This is a genomic window from Sporolactobacillus vineae DSM 21990 = SL153, from assembly GCF_000377985.1.
Classification (GTDB): domain Bacteria; phylum Bacillota; class Bacilli; order Bacillales; family Sporolactobacillaceae; genus Sporolactobacillus; species Sporolactobacillus vineae.
The window spans coordinates 248657-267655 of the sequence record NZ_KB899044.1; the positions used below are offsets into that span (position 1 = coordinate 248657).

Annotated in this window: 17 protein-coding genes; 5 read left to right on the forward strand and 12 right to left on the reverse strand. The window is 49.5% G+C overall.

What is annotated here, in order from left to right; genetic code table 11:
- Nucleotides 1-39: 39 nt before the first annotated feature.
- From D889_RS0105440 to D889_RS0105450, 3 genes are read right to left on the reverse strand one after another with little or no spacing between them, the layout of a single operon-like run.
- Nucleotides 40-555, reverse strand: a complete 516-nt coding sequence (locus D889_RS0105440; protein ID WP_010631703.1) for a hypothetical protein — start codon at nucleotides 553-555, stop codon at nucleotides 40-42.
- A complete protein-coding gene (locus D889_RS0105445) occupies nucleotides 552-1619 on the reverse strand; it encodes a CotS family spore coat protein (RefSeq protein ID WP_010631702.1) in 1068 nt (355 codons plus the stop codon). The genes D889_RS0105440 and D889_RS0105445 overlap by 4 nt, the downstream gene beginning before the upstream one ends.
- A 10-nt stretch (nucleotides 1620-1629) precedes the next feature.
- A complete protein-coding gene (locus tag D889_RS0105450) occupies nucleotides 1630-2772 on the reverse strand; it encodes a glycosyltransferase family 4 protein (protein WP_010631701.1) in 1143 nt (380 codons plus the stop codon).
- Nucleotides 2773-2971: 199 nt separating this feature from the next.
- Between D889_RS0105450 and cotI the strand changes: the two genes are divergently transcribed.
- Both cotI and gpmA read left to right on the forward strand, forming a co-directional pair.
- Nucleotides 2972-4141 (forward strand): spore coat kinase CotI, encoded by a 1170-nt coding sequence (gene cotI / locus D889_RS0105455; RefSeq protein WP_010631700.1) that lies wholly within the window; start codon nucleotides 2972-2974, stop codon nucleotides 4139-4141.
- A 211-nt stretch (nucleotides 4142-4352) separates the two neighbouring features.
- Nucleotides 4353-5060, forward strand: a complete 708-nt coding sequence (gpmA, locus tag D889_RS0105460) for a 2,3-diphosphoglycerate-dependent phosphoglycerate mutase (protein ID WP_018962194.1) — start codon at nucleotides 4353-4355, stop codon at nucleotides 5058-5060.
- 121 nt (nucleotides 5061-5181) lie between these two features.
- Here the strand turns inward: gpmA and D889_RS0105465 are convergent, their stop codons facing one another.
- Nucleotides 5182-6441 (reverse strand): MFS transporter, encoded by a 1260-nt coding sequence (locus D889_RS0105465; RefSeq protein ID WP_010631697.1) that lies wholly within the window; start codon nucleotides 6439-6441, stop codon nucleotides 5182-5184.
- Nucleotides 6442-6662: 221 nt separating this feature from the next.
- Between D889_RS0105465 and lhgO the strand changes: the two genes are divergently transcribed.
- The gene (gene lhgO, locus D889_RS0105470; protein WP_010631696.1) at nucleotides 6663-7874 is read left to right on the forward strand and encodes an L-2-hydroxyglutarate oxidase; all 1212 of its coding nucleotides are present in this window, start codon (nucleotides 6663-6665) and stop codon (nucleotides 7872-7874) included.
- A gap of 187 nt (nucleotides 7875-8061) precedes the next feature.
- On the forward strand, nucleotides 8062-8385 hold the full coding sequence (locus D889_RS0105475) for a hypothetical protein (protein ID WP_018962195.1): 324 nt from the start codon (nucleotides 8062-8064) through the stop codon (nucleotides 8383-8385).
- 72 nt (nucleotides 8386-8457) lie between these two features.
- On the opposite strand, the gene D889_RS0105480 is transcribed toward D889_RS0105475, so the two are convergent.
- The 8 genes from D889_RS0105480 to D889_RS0105515 form a co-directional block, all read right to left on the reverse strand.
- Nucleotides 8458-9747 carry a hypothetical protein gene (locus D889_RS0105480; protein ID WP_010631695.1) on the reverse strand — a complete coding sequence of 430 codons (1290 nt, stop codon included), beginning with the start codon at nucleotides 9745-9747 and terminating at the stop codon, nucleotides 8458-8460.
- Nucleotides 9748-9836: 89 nt separating this feature from the next.
- Entirely contained in the window at nucleotides 9837-9998 is a 162-nt protein-coding gene (locus D889_RS15725; protein WP_010631694.1) for a hypothetical protein, read from the reverse strand.
- Between the two features lie 165 nt (nucleotides 9999-10163).
- A complete protein-coding gene (locus tag D889_RS0105490) occupies nucleotides 10164-10904 on the reverse strand; it encodes an ABC transporter ATP-binding protein (protein WP_010631693.1) in 741 nt (246 codons plus the stop codon).
- Complete coding sequence (locus D889_RS0105495) at nucleotides 10897-11673, reverse strand: ABC transporter ATP-binding protein (protein WP_010631692.1); 777 nt, start codon at nucleotides 11671-11673, stop codon at nucleotides 10897-10899. The genes D889_RS0105490 and D889_RS0105495 overlap by 8 nt, the downstream gene beginning before the upstream one ends.
- Nucleotides 11673-12962, reverse strand: coding sequence for an ABC transporter permease subunit (locus tag D889_RS0105500; RefSeq protein WP_010631691.1), 1290 nt, complete (start codon nucleotides 12960-12962; stop codon nucleotides 11673-11675). Before D889_RS0105500 ends, D889_RS0105495 begins: the two co-directional genes overlap by 1 nt.
- A 7-nt stretch (nucleotides 12963-12969) precedes the next feature.
- Entirely contained in the window at nucleotides 12970-13959 is a 990-nt protein-coding gene (locus D889_RS0105505) for a branched-chain amino acid ABC transporter permease (protein WP_010631690.1), read from the reverse strand.
- Between the two features lie 197 nt (nucleotides 13960-14156).
- Nucleotides 14157-15341 (reverse strand): branched-chain amino acid ABC transporter substrate-binding protein, encoded by a 1185-nt coding sequence (locus tag D889_RS0105510; protein WP_010631689.1) that lies wholly within the window; start codon nucleotides 15339-15341, stop codon nucleotides 14157-14159.
- Nucleotides 15342-15630: 289 nt separating this feature from the next.
- Nucleotides 15631-17805: a methyl-accepting chemotaxis protein gene (locus D889_RS0105515; protein ID WP_010631688.1), complete on the reverse strand. Its 2175-nt coding sequence runs from the start codon at nucleotides 17803-17805 to the stop codon at nucleotides 15631-15633.
- Between the two features lie 238 nt (nucleotides 17806-18043).
- On the opposite strand from D889_RS0105515, the gene metA reads away from it, so the two are divergent.
- The gene (gene metA / locus D889_RS0105520) at nucleotides 18044-18952 is read left to right on the forward strand and encodes a homoserine O-acetyltransferase MetA (RefSeq protein WP_010631687.1); all 909 of its coding nucleotides are present in this window, start codon (nucleotides 18044-18046) and stop codon (nucleotides 18950-18952) included.
- The last annotated feature ends 47 nt before the right edge of the window (nucleotides 18953-18999 follow it).

Sequence of the window (18999 nt, forward strand, 5' to 3'; positions counted from 1 at the left end):
CAGGAGGCTTTCCTAATCAGCCTCCTGCTCTTCTTCTGTTCATTGATAGCCTCTTCCGGTCACCTGCTTTGCAAGCCAGGGACGTGCCGGAGGATTAGGGCTTTTCACATACTCCTCTATGAGCGGGTCATTTACTTCTAGCACCGCTGTCTTTTCCCGATCAGGGATTTCCTTTCCCGGAAGCTCTTCTGTGCGCTGTTCCAGTTTCTTCTCAGGACTCTGTTTAGATTTCTTCTCAGGACTCCTCTGTTTAGGTCTCTTGTCAGGCGGCGTTACCGTGGCTGATGCGTCAACTGTGTCACTTGCGCGTTCATGTTCACTTGAAAATGGAAGATCACCGCCCGCCCTGTCCTTCGATACGGACAGCTCAACCCATTCTTCCTGTGGTACCTCAGGCGGTGAAAATGTTTCCGTCTGAATCGTTCGTTCCGGATCCGTGATCAGTTCTTCATATTCCGCCTCGCTCCATCCCATGGATCCCGGCGGGGAGAAACGGTAGCGGTCCAGATCGACAATGGGAATGATCAGCTTTTTGAGGTTTTCCGGCAGCGTCACGTCGTCCCCTCCTTTAGATGAAGGATATGCGTTTCAGACTGTTCCAGAAACGGCTGCTTGGATTCTTCCATGGCGATCACGTTCCGGAAGTTCATCAGATATTTCTCATCACCCCAGGACTGTTTCTGACCCAGATAATATTTGTGCACCATTGAGCAGAACAGATGGGGAAATTTCAGGTCCGTCCAGAGAATTCGATACTGTGCCGGCGTTAACGGATGAACCTGATCATAGGACCGGAGCATCCTGATCGCAAGTTCCGTGTCCCACACGTTCAGCTTTCTCATCACTTTATTTAATAAAATCCGCAAGTCTCTGGCAGGCAGATCAATCGTTACGGAGTGCAGATCTTTCAGAAACATGTGCTCCTCTTTTACCGTCATCCGGGCAAGTGTAAAATCCTGCTGGCAGAACATGCCTGATCGCAGCGTTTCCAGTGTCCACTCACTGAGTTCAGGCGTATCTAATTCGTTCAGCGCTTCATACCCGCGTTCGAGCATCCGGTCTACGTGCGCCAGAAACAGTTGTGAAAATGCATCGTCCGGATCCTGCAGTGCCACTTTCTTATGGTCTTCCAGTTCCTGCAGTTTCCATCGGTACAGCTTCTGCCATTTACCTGTTCGTGTTCGTTTTTTGCTTTGTTCGCCGGGAATATACCCTTTTGAAGCCTGATGAAACTGCCCGGTAAATGCCATGATTTCCTCGAGTTGATCCCGGTCGTAGTAAAGGACCGGCACCCCCTCACTGGCTTCATAGAGCACATAGACAAATTCGCCCCCTGCCAGACACAGGCCCCCGTTTCTTGTCGGAATCAGACGGGCGATCGGCAATCCGTTTTGCTGAAGATGCCAGTGCGCGCCGGCGATAAACAGCATCCTGCTCGGCCGGATCTGTTCCTGTCGCAGGAAAAAATTCCTCTGTCCGGTTTCAATCAGCCATTTCGACCGGCCGCCGCGTGAAGAGATCAGCCGGACCGATTCCGGCCGAATTGCATAGTGACTGAGTACATGACTGACGTCACGATGATTTTGTTCAATACTTTTGCTGTATTCCTGACGATTCATGCCACATCCCTCACTTCTTCTGAGCAGCAGAGCGATAGACAGTCATCAAGTTCTCTGCGACCCGCTTCCACCCGAATTTTTCTTCAGCTGTCTGTCTGCCGCTGCGCCCCATCCGGTCTCTGAGCTCAGAGTCTCCGAGCAGCGTATTAATCCGCCGGGCATACATTTCCGGCTGGTCGAAGTCATCAATAACAAAGCCATTCTGCCCCTCCCGGATGACCTCCCCGTTGCCGCCCCGGTTCGTTGTGATCACCGGCAGCCCGGCAGCCATTGCCTCATAATGGACCCGTGCAAGCGGTTCCTGCCACTGCGAGCTGCAGACAAAAAGATCCGACATCGCATAATAAAAAGGAATATCGCTTGGCCGGACAAACTTGATAAATGTGACCTGTTCCGGAAACATTGCGCCAAGCGTATACAAGTGCCGGACATAGTTATTCACACGGTCGTCTCCGAACCATTTCGAACCGATAAAGACAAGCATCGCTTCCGGATGTTCCGCCGCAATCGCCGGAATCGCCTGAAGCAGAATATGCGGTCCTTTCACCTTGCTCAGACGGCCGACAAACAGAATAATATGCTTTCCTTCCAGACCTGCCTTCTCTCTCATGATCTTGCGGATCTGCGCGCCCTCATCCGTCCACGCCGGCCGGAAGGTGTTCAGGTCCACCCCTGAATAGACGGTCCGTACTTTTTCCGCTGCATCAGGAAATCGCTCGGTTATCGTCTTCCCGATATAGTCGCTGACCGTAATGATTTCAGCAGCCGAATCGATACATTTTTCGCCGCTTTCCCGGCTCATCTTTGTTTCTGTAAACATCTCATTGTGCACGCTGAGCACAAACCGGCTGTCCGGTGCCGCCTTTTTCAAGTGTTCCAGCCATGCCGGCCGGTTGCACAGATGGACCACTTCGAACTGGCCGCGGCTTAACTGACCGGCAAGCTCGGTCACGTAAGATTCCCGGTTCAGCCGGATATAGTGAATGCCCCCGACCGTCTCTTCATCTTTCAGATCAGGATCCTTGATGGAAAAGACCGTGACCTGTTCCGAAACGGCCAGAAGCTCAGCCGACGACTGAATATATATCTGAATCGCCCCGCCGCGAATGGCCGGAACCGGGAGTTTTTCCGTCCCAATCATCGCTATCTTCATAAGACGCCTCCTTCCGATACACACAACCTCTTCATTCGTTATGATACGGAAAAAGTTGTTCTGTTGTGCGCAATACTCATTTAGGTGAAAGGTTTGGAGGCATAGCGCGCCCTGCCGCCCAATTATGCGGCGATAATCCCCAAAAAGGTGCAAAAGCCATAAATTATTGGTGATGCAGTAATGAAGCGGAGGTTTTTACATGAATAAGCCGAAGGACCCCTTTCTGAATCACCATTCGATTAAACTTACCGGTATCGACATCGGTACGTCAGCCGGTCGTCTTTCTGATGCTGAACGGAAGCCTTTGAAGCAAAAGACACCATCCGAAATAAAGAAAAAGGACGATCCCGGGCTCGACCCGGAAATGACCGAAAAACTGAATCAGCTTGCCTTTACCCTGGTAAAAAAATGGCCGTTTAAAGTAAATACGATTGAACTGATTCAGGGCGGCCAGATGGCGATTGTCTGGAAACTGGATACGGATCGCGGACCGCTCTGCCTGAAACGTATTCACCGGCCTGAGAAGAAAGCTCTTTTTTCAATCTTTGCCCAGGACTATCTGGCGCAGAAGGGATCGCGCGTTCCGGGAATCATTCCCAATCAGGCAGGCAATCTGTATACCCGGCAGGGACCGTTTCTCTTTGTTGTCTATGACTGGATTCTCGGTCATCCGTTCGACCTGACCCTCAGGGAAGATCAGGAATGGATCATGAAAGGATTGGCCCAGTACCATCTTGATTCGATTGGCTATCAGCCGCCGGAAGGTATTCCGGTATTCTCGAAACTGGGCAAATGGCCGAAACATTATATTAAGCGATGCCAGCAGATGGTCTCCTGGAAGTTAATTGCCGAACGTGAACCGGATGATCCATTTTCGAAACGCTATCTGGCGGAAATCGATCCTTTTATTCAGCACGGGAGAGATGTGCTGAAACAACTGCTCACATCGGGCTACAGCGAGTGGGTTGACCGGTGCAGCCGGCAGCCGAATTTATGCCATCAGGATTATGGCACCGGAAACACACTTTTCTCGGACGGAAACATCTGGATTATCGATCTGGATACAACCACGTTCGATCTTCCGATACGCGATTTAAGGAAAGTCATCATCCCGCTGATCGGGGACCAGGGCGATTGGGATCAGCAACTGTTCGACACCATGCTGAGCGCCTATGAAAGCGTCAATCCGCTGACGGCGGATCAAAAGGAAGTGATGCTGATCGACATGCTGTTCCCCTATGAACTCTATGAAACAGCCAATGAAAAATTTGGCCGGAAAGGCGAGGTGCCTGAAGAGGAACTCATCGGGGCATTCGCGTATGAAGAGCGAAAGAAAGCACAGGTATCCGCTCTGCGCAGCCAGCTGTAATTTCCGGACAACGTAATGAACCAGAGGATCCGCAGGTACGGATCCTTTTTTCATTGAGCGGATCTTGTGCGTGCTTGTTCACAACCTGAACGGTCTGCCGATTGGAAAATGTTTTTCAGTGAAGTATACTTGGGATGAAATAGTTGTTCATTGCACTGAACCTGAACGGTGCATCCGGATTCCGGATAGTCACATACGGAGGAATTGATTGATGAAGCTTGTTATTGTCAGACATGGCGAAAGTGAATATAACAAAAAAAACTTATTTTCCGGATGGGAAGACATCCCGTTAACTGAAAAGGGCATCGAGGAAGCAAAAGCAGCCGGTAAAAGCATCAGGGCTACAGGCATCGAATTCGATGCCGCTTTCTGCTCTGTGCTCCGGCGTTCGATCCACTCGCTGAACTATATTCTTGATGAAATCGGTCAGGAATGGCTCCCGGTCCATAAGACGTGGCGTCTGAATGAACGGAGCTACGGCGCTCTCCAGCGTCTCAATAAAGCTGAAACGGCCAGAAAAGAAGGCATCGAAAAGGTTGCCAGATGGCGCAAAAGTTATGACGCACTGCCGCCGATGCTGTCGACAGATGATCCGCGTCATCCCCGCCACGACCGGCGTTATGCTCAGGTTGATCCGCACCTGCTCCCTGGCGGCGAAAGCCTGAAGACAACGCTTGACCGTGTGCTCCCCTGCTGGAGTGACGACATTGTGCCACATCTTCTTAAAGGAGAAAATGTGCTCGTGGTCAGCCACCGGAATACATTACGTGCACTGCTGAAGTACCTGGAACATATTTCTGATGAGAACATCATCGCTCTGGATATTCCGACCGGCGTACCCATTGTTTTTGATTTCGACAAGGATATGAATATCCTGTCCAAAAAAGAATTGGGGATTAACGCACCGGTCAGTCGCTGATCATTCACGATCATTGCTTAAGAAAAAGGCTGTCCTGCTGGCTTGTTTGCCGGCGGAGCAGCCTCTTTTAAAATTTGGGATCGCCGCTTCTATTGATCAGGAACGGCTCATTCATTCATAGTTAATAGCCCTTTCTAGCCAGAATCAGTCCGCTTAACCCGCCGATCAGAGAAAAGATGACCAGATAACTGAAGCCGACCGTAAACGAAATGCCCAGGATGAATGTGCCAATCGCTGAAATAATGTTTTCCAGTCCGTTGAGCATCCCGGCACCGGAACCGACGCTCTTCTTTGGAAACATCCGCTGCAGCGAGCTCCATACAGTAGGCAGAATCACCCCGTTCATTGCACTGGAAATAGAAATCAGAATCATGGCAAGAACGATGTTGCTGACGTGCGTCCCGATCAGCAGCCCGATGCCGGCGACAAACGTCCCGACAGCGGCAAAAATGGCCCGCTTCATAATCTTATCACTGAAAAATGATGTCAGAATGATACACAGCGTCATCAGGACATAGGGCAGCATATACCAGAAGCCTGTCATCGTCACCGAAACATGGCGCACTTCGATCAGGTATGTGGGCAGCCAGAAGAGAATACCGTAAAAAATGGTTGCCATCCCTGACCAGTTGAGCAGAAGCAGCCAGAAATCCATTTTCTTGAAGACCTGCGACATTTTCATCGTTTCCGGTACATCCTCGGCCTTATCCGACTGGATATAATCCAGTTCTTTTTGAGAAACGAACCGGCTCTGAATCGGATGATCCTTAGCGACAACAACCACGAGCGGCACCATGACAACAAGACCAAGCAGAGCAAAGAAGATGAACGGTGTTCTCCAGGATCCCGATGACAGGATCATCCAGGTCACGAGCGGGCCCGTGATGATCGGGCCCATCGAAAGCCCGAAATTCCAGAACATATTGGCACGGGCACGTTCATGGGCCGGGAACCAGGTTTTGACCCACTTCGAATTAAGCGGCCAGTGCATGCCCTCCCCGAGCCCGAGCAGAACCCTTGAAAAAACGAGTGACAGGGAACTCCAGACGAACCCACAGAACAGTGTCATCACTGACCACCAGATCAAGGCAAAAAGTGCGATTTTCTGGGCACCTAATTTATCACTCAGAAAACCTCCGGCAATATTGGACAAGCCGTAAGTGACCAGAAACAGGCTGTTTCCCAGTGCCAGAGCTGCTGCAGTAACGACACCGTTCTGGATCATGACCGGACCGGCAATAGAAATATTGGTACGGTCAATGTAGGAGATCAGCAATAAGAGCCAGAGAGCAACTGCGAACCACCAGCGGAAGTTTGCCGTAAATACCGACTTTTTTACCGGGGAAGCGAAAACCATTCCCCCATTCTCGATCTTGGCCATGGTACACCTTCTTTTCAATTTTTAATGTCAGCGCTTTCATATCTCCGATAAATGTGAACATTATGTGACGTTTTTATTTTAATCACGTTTATTTTGATTTACAAGTGTTTTGATTCTTATTCCTTTATCAGTTGCTATTTAATTTTCAAAAAATTATAATCTCTTTATCAACCCTATGTATTCGCTTACATTCAATCAGACTGAAGAAGAAGGCGATGTTGATGGTATTTGACTACCTGATTATCGGCGGTGGTATCGTCGGCTTGTCCACGGCCTATGCGATCAGCAATAAGTACCCCGATGCGAGAATCATTATTCTGGAGAAAGAAGACAAAGTGGCTGCGCATCAGACCGGACACAACAGCGGTGTCATTCATTCCGGCATCTATTACCGGCCTGGCAGCCTGAAAGCAAGATTTGCCAGGGAAGGCGGTCAGAAGCTGCGGACCTTCTGCCGGGAGCATGAAATCCACTTTGAGAATTGTGGTAAGGTCATTGTCGCCGTAAAACAGGAGGAGGTGCCGCTGCTGGATAACCTTTATCACCGCGGGCTGGAGAACCGGCTGCAGCTGGAATTGTTCAACCCCGCTCAGGTGCACGACATTGAACCCCATGCCTTTTGCCTGAAAGCGATTCATGTTCCGTCAACCGGCATCGTCGATTACAAACAAGTTTCACTGGCTCTGGCCGATACTGTCCGTGAGCGCGGCGGCAGGTTGCGGCTTCATTCGCAGGTCCGCAAAATCTATGAAAAAACAGACGGGATCACCGTTGAGTGTGATGATGCTTCCTTCTCGGCACATTTTCTGATTAACTGTGCCGGTCTGCACTGCGACCAGGTTGCACTCATGCAGGGCATCCATCCAGGTATGCGGATTATTCCATTCAGAGGGGAATATTACGAGATCAAGCCGGAGAAAAGACACTTGGTCAGAAATTTGATCTATCCTGTGCCAAATCCAAAATTCCCCTTTCTCGGCGTTCATTTTACCAGAATGGTCGACGGCCGCGTACTGGCCGGCCCGAATGCGGTGTTAGGACTGAAACGTGAAGGTTACCGGAAACGGGATTTTAACCTGAACGACTTTATCGGTTCCGCCACTTATTTCCCGCTCTGGAAAATTGCTGCGAGTAATTTAGGCTATGGATTGGGTGAAATGATGCGTTCATTCAGTAAAAAGCGATTTGTCGCCAGCATGCGGACAATGATCCCTGAAATCAGCGAAGCGGATGTCGTCCGCTCCCAGGCCGGTGTCCGTGCACAGGCAGTGACGGATAAGGGCGAACTGGCCGATGATTTTCTGATGATTGAACGGTCGCACGCCCTTCACATCCTGAATGCTCCGTCCCCGGCCGCTACAGCATCTTTCTCAATCGGTGAGGCGATTTGTGATAAATTGCCTGAGCCGTCCAGATTAATGACACTGTCCTGACACGGTGAAATTGATGGAGCAACAAGGCAGCCGCGGATAATTTTTTTTGGAAAATGCGGTGTCTTGCCAGGGACTATCGTCCTTTTCTCCGTGAGTTTCTCTGAAAAAAGGGGAACAATGCCCCTTCTTGTCCCGAAACAATCATCTATAATCAGGGGTAAAGTGATCAGAAAGGGGATGTCCGTCCATGCAGCTGCCGTTAATCAGCACCGTCATTTCGACCGGTTCGGGGATGTTATCCAATACCTTCAGTCAACTGAGCGCACTTCAGCAGGAACGCCATACGCTGCTGAACCATATTCAGGCACTGCAGGGACAAACCTCTTCAAACACGCGTGCGGAGACAATGAACCGAATCCAGGAAAACATGATTTCCATCGAGCAGCAGATCCGTAAGCTGCAGCAAGGCACTGATCAACTGCCCGTCAATAGCCGGAGCGACCGGCACAGTCCTGTGGACCGGCTGACTGTCAGCCGGGAAGCCGTCCGGCTGTTTCAGAATAATCATTAGTCGAACAGCTCCGGAAACAGCCATCGTATGCTGTTTCCGGAGCTGTTCTTTGGCAGAATGACTCGTTTTCTTTTACTCAGGTGACGGAAAGAACCCGATCATTCTGTCAACAAAACGATCAAGCCAGAGATGATCCTGATCTGTTCCGTGAAAATTGGTGCTGAACGTCATCTCACCGTTAAAAGTCGTCACAGCAACCTGAAAATACGGCGCATACTTAATTGATCCGGAGATAAATGCATCGACTGCCTGGCCAGAACCGAAACTGAGCTGAGCCGGGTCGAGTATGCCGATATTGGTCATACCGTTGATTGGAATCCGGTAGATTTTCGGGAACGCTTTAACCGCTTCTTCCAGCGGTTGTTTGTGATAAACATCCTCCAGTTCCCAATAAACTTTTAATGGAGCAAGACTTTCCTTTTCCTTGTCCATAACCTGCTTGACCTGTTTCAACGCATCGTCGAATGAAGGCTTCTCGAGCCTGGGAACCGCACAAATGTAGTTTGACGTCAGATTACAAATACCGGGCACTGCCCCCTCGGGCAGATAGGCACGTGCATTGACCGGACAGTCCAGAACGATCGTGTCCACCGGCAGAACTTCAGAAAGCGCACAAACGTAAACCGCAAACAATGCGTCATTTATCGTTGCGCCGCGTTTTCTCGCATAATCTTTTACCCATTTGAACCGGTTCCGGTCCACTTTATGATGGATGATAAACGGCCTTTCCGCATCGCCGGTCAGCGGGAGATGATCCTTCTCAGTCTGGGCGTAGCTATGCAGATCTGCGTGCCATATCTCATCCATCTGGTTGCTGTCCAAAGCATCAAAGACCTGGTTAATCCCTCTCTTCTCCGGATCCGGGAGGACAAACGGCAGTCGGCGGGCTGATGGATGGTTCGCAAAATAGGTGTAACTGCGGCTGAACAGATAGAGGAAATCGCGGAAACCGCCGCCGTCACAGATCATATGATTAAACACGAAGGCCAGGGTATCCTTGCCGGATTCACGAATCACCGTAATCCGTGCCTGGGGTCCTTTCAGCTCATCAGGTTTAATGACTAAATGCGCTTGCAGTGCCTGCTCCCGATCGTCGGTTTCGACCAGGTGAATCATATCCTCGGCCGTCCATCCGGCATCGATCCACTCTGCTTTATTCCTGTCGGCTTCAAATCGACAAGTCAGCAGCGGAACGGCAGGGAATAGAGCCGTAAGTGCCTTGTTCAGCAGATCGATGTCACTTTCTCCGTTCAACTGGACAGCAGCATGCAAAAAGTGGTCGTTCCTTTTCTGCTGCCCCGAAGTAAAGTGCTTCACATCTGCACTTTCCGCCGGATAAACTGTTGGGTTGCTCACACTCATCTGCCCACCCCTCTCTTTTCCGATATATATTAAATTCCTTTCTACTCACGCTCCGTTATACCTGCCCGGAACGCAGCAATGCCTAAGTCTCAAAGTTTCCTGAAAGCACGACGCTCCGCATAACCGGCGCACTGCGGACAGACATGGATGACCCGTCCTGTGTCGCTTACATACTTGCGCATACCGGATGCTTTTTTATGGCACAGTCCGCACCGTTTTCGAAATGGGAAAAGGCGTTTCAATCCGGTCATCCGAATCCCTCCCGGATCAAAATATGATGATCTTATTATATCTTGACGGCTGGTACCGATTCAAATGAAAACCTCTGGCGACACAAACAGCGCCGCAACAGATTCATTATCCTGTTACGGCGCCGTCATCTAAACGTCAGATGCATTGGCATTGCTTATATTGGATCAGGCAAGATAGGCACTGCGCACCTGCTGGTTGCTGAGCAGATCCTGGCAGGGCCCTTCGAGCACAATATCTCCGGTCTGGATGACATAGCCGCGGTTCGCAATCTGAAGTGCCTGGAACGCATTCTGCTCAACGAGTAAAATGGTCATCCCCTCCTGATTCATCTGCTGAATGATGTCGAAGATCTGCTCGACGATAATCGGTGCAAGCCCCATTGAAGGTTCATCGAGCATCAGCAGTTTCGGTTTCATCATCAGGGCACGGCCCATCGCCAGCATCTGCTGTTCGCCGCCGCTCATGGTTCCGCCCTGCTGATCCAGCCGCTCTTTCAGCCGTGGAAAGAAACTGAAAACGCGCTCCATCCGTTCTGTTATCACCTTTTTATTTTTTTCCAGAAACGCGCCGATCCGCAGATTTTCCCTAACCGTCAGTCTTGGGAAAATCCGGCGGCCTTCCGGAACCTGGGCAATACCGAGAGCAGCATTGATATGTGCCGGGTTTTGGGTAATCTCTTTACCCTCAAAATGAATCGATCCGGTCTTCGGCGTGACCAGCCCGCTGATCGATTTCAGCGTCGTTGATTTTCCGGCACCATTGCTTCCGATCAGTGTCACGATCTCACCCTGATCGACAAACAGGCTGATGCCATTAAGCGCCTGAATTTTTCCATAAAAGCTCGCCACCCCGCTAAGCTCAAGGTAGTGTTTCGCCGTGGTTTCCCCCGTCTTCGTATCAGCCACGCTGTGTCGCCTCCTTCCCGAGATAAGCTTCAATAACCCGCTGATTATTACGAATCTCATCCGGTTTTCCTTCAGCGATCAGCTCGCCATGATCCAGAACATAGAGATAATCGGAGATCTTCATGACGAGTTTCATGTCATGCTCAATAAGGATGATGGTGACATCAAGCCGATGGCGCATATCATGAATCAGATCGGTCAGCTGCCGGGTTTCCTTAGGGTTCATTCCGGCAGCCGGTTCGTCAAGAAGGAGAATCTTCGGTTTCGCTGCAATCGCCCGGCCGATTTCCAGGCGACGCTGGGCACCATAAGGAAGATTTCCCGCACTCTCATTGACAAATTCTTCGAGTCCCACATACTGCAAGATTTTATATGCTTCGACCTTCGCTGCTTCTTCCTCCCGAGTCACCTCTGGAAAATGCAGCAGTGTACCGATCCAGTGGCCTTTCAGACGCTGGTGCATGCCGACCAGCACATTTTCAATGACCGTCTGTTCATTGAAGAGACGAATATTCTGGAAAGTCCGGCTGATCCCAAAATGACAGACCTGGTGCGGCTTGAGACCGACCAGTGATTTTCCGTTTAACAGGATATCTCCTGAGGTCGGCCGGTAAACGGCAGTAATCATATTGAAAAAAGTCGTTTTACCTGCTCCATTTGGGCCGATCACTGCCGTGATTGAATTTTTCTCCACGTTCATTGAAACATCTCTGGTCGCCATCAGACCGCCGAACTTCTTCGTCAGGTTCTTGACTTCGAGAATATTCATTAGTGTGTTCCCTCCGCCTCAGGGTGCTCTTCGTATTGACTTGTTTTTACAGCTGCCTCAGCTTTAAGATGTGCCGCATCGACTTTTTTGTTTTTATAAGGAATTAACCCTTTCGTTCGATAGAGTGCGAAAACAACGAGCAGGATACCGAAGATAAACCGCTGCATTTTTGCAGGAGACAAAGCGTCAGGAACACTGACAACGCCGGATGCGCTGAGCTGAGTCAGCCAGGTCGACAGACTGGTCAGCACCTGGTTGTTCAGAATAATGACCACTGCAGCGCCCAGAATGACGCCGGGAATGCTGCCCATACCGCCAAGAATAACCATGACGAGAACGATCGTTGATTCAAGGTAAGTAAAACTGGACGCATCGATATACATTTGTTTCGCAGCAAATACCGAGCCCATCATTCCGGAAAATGAGGCACCGATGGCAAAGGCGGCCAGCTTTGTTTTGACCAGGGGAATACCAGATGCCTGAGCCGCAATTTCGTTGTCCCGGACTGCTTTCCAGGCACGCCCGAGTTTCGAGTGTTCCAGACGTGTCGCCACATAAATCGCAAGCATAAAAATCACAAGTGCAATGTAATAGAACTGACTGGGCTGCCCGATCGGAATGCCGAAAAAGCTTGGCGGCTCGATTGACGGGATACCCATCGAACCATTCGTAATATTGATCGGGTGATCCATATTGTTAAAAACAATTCGGATGATTTCCCCGAACCCCAGAGTGACGATAGCCAGATAGTCGCCGCGGACCCGAAGAACCGGAATGCCAAGCAGAATGCCGAAGACGGCAGCGATGATTGCTCCGATAGGTATGAATAACCAGAAAGCATCACCGGGAACCGGAAAGTGGCCGAACGGCATGAACTTATTCGCCTGGGTACTCCCGAAGATACCGTATGTATACGCACCAACGGCAAAGAAGGCAATAAACCCAAGGTCCAGCAGGCCGGCAAAACCGACAACAATATTCAGCCCGAGTGCCATGGCGACATAGATCAGTACGAGCGTTCCGACGTCCATGAAGGACTGATAGGAGGAACCCTGGCTGGCGGCAAAGGGAACCAGAACCGCGATGATGAGCAAGCCGAGTGCCCATTTAATTCTTACATTTAGTTTCAGATAATAAAGAATTAATATGGAAAGCAGCAGAACAAGAAAGGCGATCACTGAATCTGACAGAAGAAACAATCCAAAGGCGGTGATCAGTACATACGCGGCAAAAAAGATAATCTGTGCCTTTGTGCTGTCCGCAAATTTATGAAATGCATTTTTAATCATAAGCTGATCACACCTTCTCTATCGTGGCTTTTCCAAACAGGCCTTCCGGTTTAAAGATCAGCACCAGGATCAAAATGATAAAAGCGAAAACGTCTTTATATTCCGAACCCATTGCGCCATGGGTAATGGTCGACAGGTTGGCTGCGGCGAACATCTCAAGCAGGCCGAGCAGGATCCCTCCGAACATGGCCCCGCGAATGTTCCCGATACCGCCCAGAACTGCGGCCGTAAATGCCTTGATTCCCAGAATAAAACCGATGTAAGGATCAACAGTTCCATACTGAATCAGGAATAATACGCCGGTCGCGCCGCCCAATGCGGAACCGATGAAGAAGGTAACGGAAATCACGCGATTGACATTGATCGACATCAGCGACGCAGTCTCGCGATCCTGAGCAACAGCGCGCATCGCAATGCCCCACTTCGTCTTGCTGACAAACAGATCCAGGGAAATGAGCATGATTATCGTCACGATAGAAACAACAAGAAACGAGCCCTGGAATGTAGCGTTATTGAAAAATGGAAAAACGGAATGAAAATCAATCGTAAATTTATGCTGGAACAACGGCCGTGTTGTAATGATATAATTACCGGTTGTCCAATCTGCGATGAAACGTACCGCATCTTCAAGGATAAATGAAATTCCGATTGAAGTAATCAGTGCGATCAGCTTTGGGGCATTCCGCTTTCGCAGCGGCCTGTAGGCCACCCGCTCAATGCCGACGCCCATTACTCCGGTGATCAGAGCGGCAACAAGGATCATGATCATGAACAGGACCATCGTCGGTGCTGAAGACATGAATCCCATGCTCATTACCGTAAATAAAACACCTGCACCGACAAATGAACCGGTCATGAAAATATCGCCGTGTGCGAAGTTGATCAGTTCGAGAATGCCATAGACCATGGTATAGCCGATAGCGACAACGGCGTAGACGAAACCAAGCGTCAGGCCGTCGACCAGGACCTGGGGCAAAAGTTGAATAATCTGCGACAAAGGAGCCACCTCTTTCTTTTTTCTGACTGGCTTCACGATTTCTCCTGAATGATGAGGCCAGATGTTCTAAAAGGGTATAGCCTGATTTCTCCATACCCTTTTAGATATTGCCCGGCTCAATGCAGCATCCAACTCGTGATACTGCCATTTTGCAGAACCGGTTGTTTAACCGGGCCTGTCAGTACGGGCGCATGATTTTATTTTTTTGTGATTTCGGTCTGTTCTGTCGCAGGATAAACTGCCTTGTCAAATTTGTAGATGTAGATCTTGGCAAACTTGTTATCGCCCTTGCCGTCGAAAGCAACCTTCGTGGCGATGCCGTCATAATCCTGGATGCCGCGTACCGCAGTCGCTACTGCCTGACGTGTCGGAAGTTTGCCGCCGTTCTTGTCAATGGCTTTGCTGATACCTTCAAGGAGCACCGCTGCACTGTCGTAGCCATATGCAGAGTAACCTTCAACATTCTTTTTGAATTTTGCTTTATATGCTGCTGCGAACTTACGGCCTTTTTCCGTTTTGGTAACATCGCCGACAACCGTCGAATAATAGACGCCCTTGATTCCACTGCCGGCGATCTGAACGCTCGTCGACGAATCCATGCCGTCACCGCCCATGACCGGAATCGTTAATCCCTGGGCACGGGCCTGTTTCACAATCAGCGCACCTTCAGCATAAACGCCGCCGAAGTAGATCAGGTCCGGTTTCGCGGCCGCCGCTTTGCTGACTACGCCGCTGAAATCTTTTTCACCGACTGTGATCCCTTCATAGCCGAGGATGGTTGCGCCGAGTTTTTTGGCTTCATCACGGAAAGCTGCGGCAAGTCCGGAACCATATGGGGTTTTATCCTGGATGATGAAGATCTTTTTAACGCCGAGCGTTTTAATCGCATAATTTGCACCGGCCGGCCCCTGGAAATCATCACGGGCACAAACCCGGTTGACTGTTGACAGTTCGCGGTCGGTCACTGCGGTTGCCGTTGCTGCCGGGGATACCATCGACAGGTTGTTTTTCTGGTATACCTGGGACGACGGAATCGCAACGCCTGAATTCAGGTGTCCGACAACTGCAAGCACTGCATTATCGGCGGAAATGGCCTGAGCGTTGGAAACACCCTTCTTTGGATCACCCATATCGTCGTATGGAGAGAGCACTAATTTATAGCCCTTCTTGTTAAATGCTTTTTGCTGATCATCAAGAGCAAGCTGTGCACCATTTTTGATCGCTTCGCCAAGTGTGGCACTGCCGCCCGAGAGCGGAGACTGAGTCGCAATTTTGATTACTTTCAGTCCGCCGGCGGACCCGCCGGATTTTCCGCAGCCGGCAATCAGGCCGACCGCCAATGCGAGTATAGCTAGCAGTGGGATCATTCTCTTTAATCTCATATTTACCCTCCCCTTTTTGGAAAACAATACAGCAAAAAGCATAAATACCATTTTTATGTAGGCTGCATCACGCTCCCCGTAATTTCTATGAATTATCTGAGTTTATTGATAACTCTTAAAAGTTATAATACTTTAAAATATAATAAGTGTCAGCAGATATGTCAGAAACTCTGACATAAAAAATATTTATCACTTTCGTCTCCGTCACTGGCTTCATTTTCCGGAGACGAAAACCCCCGGAGCTGGAATTTTATTTTCCAGCTCCGGGGGTCCGCTAATGTGGATTGGTTCAGACGACTTTAAATGCGGATACCATACGTTGCAGATTCTCCGAAACATAATCCAGATTTCCGGTGATCTGCTTCAGACGGGTGATTTCTTCTGCAACATCATTGAGCAGATCCATCGATGCTTCACTGCTGCTGGCATTTTTCGCTGTTTTCTCCTTGATTACATCAGCCGCACGATTGATACGTATCACCACATCGCCAACGTCATGGCTTTCCTGTATGGTTATCTCTTTGAGCCGCTCCATTTTCTCGGTGATCTCTTTAATATTTTCAGAAATATAGTGAAATGTGTCGATCGTATTTTTAATGTTCCTGCTGGAAATCCTCACTTTCTCGTCCGTTCTCCGAATATCTTCCAGAGTCCGTTTCGTTTCATTCTGGATATTTTCAACGAGATGGCGGACAGAACCTGTGGCCTCTTCAGTCTGGTCGGCCAGTCTCGAAACCTCACTGGCAACCACGGAAAAACCTCTTCCCGCTTCCCCTGCCCGTGATGCTTCAATCGCCGCATTCAGCGACAGCATCTGTGTCTGCTCGCTGATCCCGGAGATCGTTGTGACAGCCTCGGTAATCGCTTCGGAGTGCTTGTGGAGCTGATCAATATGTGCCATAGTGCCGCCCATTGTCTTTTCCAGTTCACCAATCTGGTCCAGTGTTTCTGAAGATGTGAGATTTGCTTTTCTCGTCCGGCCGCTGGTGTCTTCCGTTTTTTCAGTGACCTGATGGATCAGCAGCCCCATCTCCTTTATCGCTTCGGAGAGATCATTAAACTGACTGCGGGTATCCTGAAAAATGGCATTCTGCTGCTTTGCGGTCGCAACCAGGCCATTTACCGTACCGGCGACTGTTTTCATGCTTTCCGAAAGGTGGCCCGTCATCCCGTTAACCGTCGTTGCCGCACTTTTCGACGCTTTCGCAGACCTTCCCACCCGTTTGACCATCGTCATTTGATTATTGATAAATTTATTGAACCAGCGGGAAAGTTCACCTATTTCGTCATAGGAATTTTTGTTCACGCGAGTGGTCAGGTCTCCCTCTCCCTCAGCAACCTGATGCAGAATATCGACCGTTCGGTTTAACGGTGTGACAACGAGCTTCCGGACCGTCAGACACACATACAGGGATAAGATCAGCCAGGTGGCGGCCGAACAGATCAAGCCCCAGAACATTGAGAAACGGAAACAGATCCCGTTAACGGCAACAGCTGCGGCGGCCGAAAGGGAATAGTAGAGCGGGATGCGCAGATTCAGACTCCTGAAATTGTAAATTTCCGCAATATCCCCTTCGCACATCATGCCCCAGACCTCATCCGAAAAAGGTGGATGGATCAATGTTCCTTTGCCGCCGACAAGAATGTGCCGGTAGTCCGGATAGCCCGGCCAGACATCGAGATTGCTTCCGTTGGTGATCGTCTTGTTGACACCCTGGTGAAGATCCCCGGTCTTCGGATCTGTGAACCGGATCTCAAATTCAGTATGCTTATCCACTCTGACGACGCCCCATCGGCCTGTCCTGACACCATCTTTCAAATTGTCGCCGAGCGTAAACGTATTATCTTCAAAACGGCTCCGTGAAATCGCCGTTCCGGGAAGGATATTGCGTGCCGACTGAACCATAAACAGATAATTGTCGCCCGATTCTTTATACACGTGTGTATCCTCATCCTGAATGACATTGCTCAGCGTATCGTTCAGCACACGTCCCAGAAAAATCGTCTTTCGTCCTTCTGCGTTCTCGCCGGGAAGGGAAAACATCAGGGTCACTTCGTCATGAAAATGCAGGTTCGAACAGTCGATATCCAGTGTCCGCAGATCCTCATAGGGTCCGTACATCAGACGCTTGTTCCGGATACCTCTCGAATAATTCGGCAAATCGGACATTTTCGCTCCGATATGTCTGATGCATGTACTATGCCGGACCGTACCCGTTTCGTCCAGCAGAATAAACTCAATGAAATCGCTGCTCTCATCCAGTTGCCGGTGCATCATTTTCTCTGTCTCGCTGCTGTCCGAGTAACTTTCGACGATACGGCTCACATTTTCAAGTTCTACCCATCGGTCACGGAACCAATTGTCCAGTGCTTTCTTTCTCCCGTTGGAGATGCCTTCAAAAACCTGCTCGTGATGCTGTTTCAACTTTCTGTTCAGTGCATACATCATATGTACATGCTGCATGGTAAAGACCCCTCCCCAGGACATGCCGAATTCTGATTTTTACGCTCTGTAAGAGACAGAATTTAGATTCATTATAATGGATCGTCAGAATAATCATTTATTTTTACAAAAATCCGGGATAAAATTTTTTCAAGGCATGATTTGAAATTATCTTGTGACAGATTCAATACTGGTGCAAGCAAAGAAAGAAGATTATAATTAAGATAAAACCAAGTTAACCGTGGGGAGTACTGAACTTATGCCAATAAAGATTCCAAAGGGTCTTCCAGTGAGGAAAATTTTAGAAAAAGAAAATATTTTTGTCATGGAGGAGAGCAGGGCGATCACCCAGGATATTCGTCCGCTTAATATACTGATCTTGAATCTGATGCCTGAGAAGCAAAAAGAAGAGGCACAGCTTCTGAGACTGCTCGGCAATACTCCGCTGCAGGTGAATGTGACGTTCATGAGAACGGCAACGCATGAATCAAAACATACCAGCCATCTTCATCTGGAGCAGTTCTATACGACTTTTGACAAGATTCACAATCGGAAGTACGACGGACTGATTATTACCGGGGCTCCTGTAGAGCAGCTTCCGTTTGAAGAAGTAGATTACTGGGACGAGCTTAAGGAGATTATGGCCTGGTCCAGGACCTCCGTGACTTCCACATTGAATATCTGCTGGGGTGCGCAGGCCGCACTCTACTATCATTACGGAATTGATAAAGTATTACTGCCGAGAAAACTGTCCGGAGTTTACAAGCATACCGTCCGCGTCCCTAATGTCAAACTGCTTCGCGGTTTTGATGATGTATTTACCGCGGTTCACTCCCGGTACACTGATCTCGACCGTAATGCTCTGGCGGCGCATCCTGAAGTACAGCTGCTCGCTTCTTCAGAAGAAGCAGGCCCCTTTATTCTGATTGCAGACAAGGGCAACCAGATCATGGCTACCGGCCATTTCGAGTACGACACGGATACGCTTGCCATTGAATATCAGCGGGACCTGAAGAAAAATATCCATCCGAATCTCCCGGAACACTATTTCCCTGACGATCAGCCGGAGAACAAACCGGTCAACACCTGGCGCGGACATGCGCATCTCTTTTTTTCCAACTGGCTGAATTATTACGTCTACCAGGAGACACCCTTTCAATGGGAATAAATGATCAAAAGAGCCGGACGAGGAGTCCGGCTCTTTTGATATCTTCA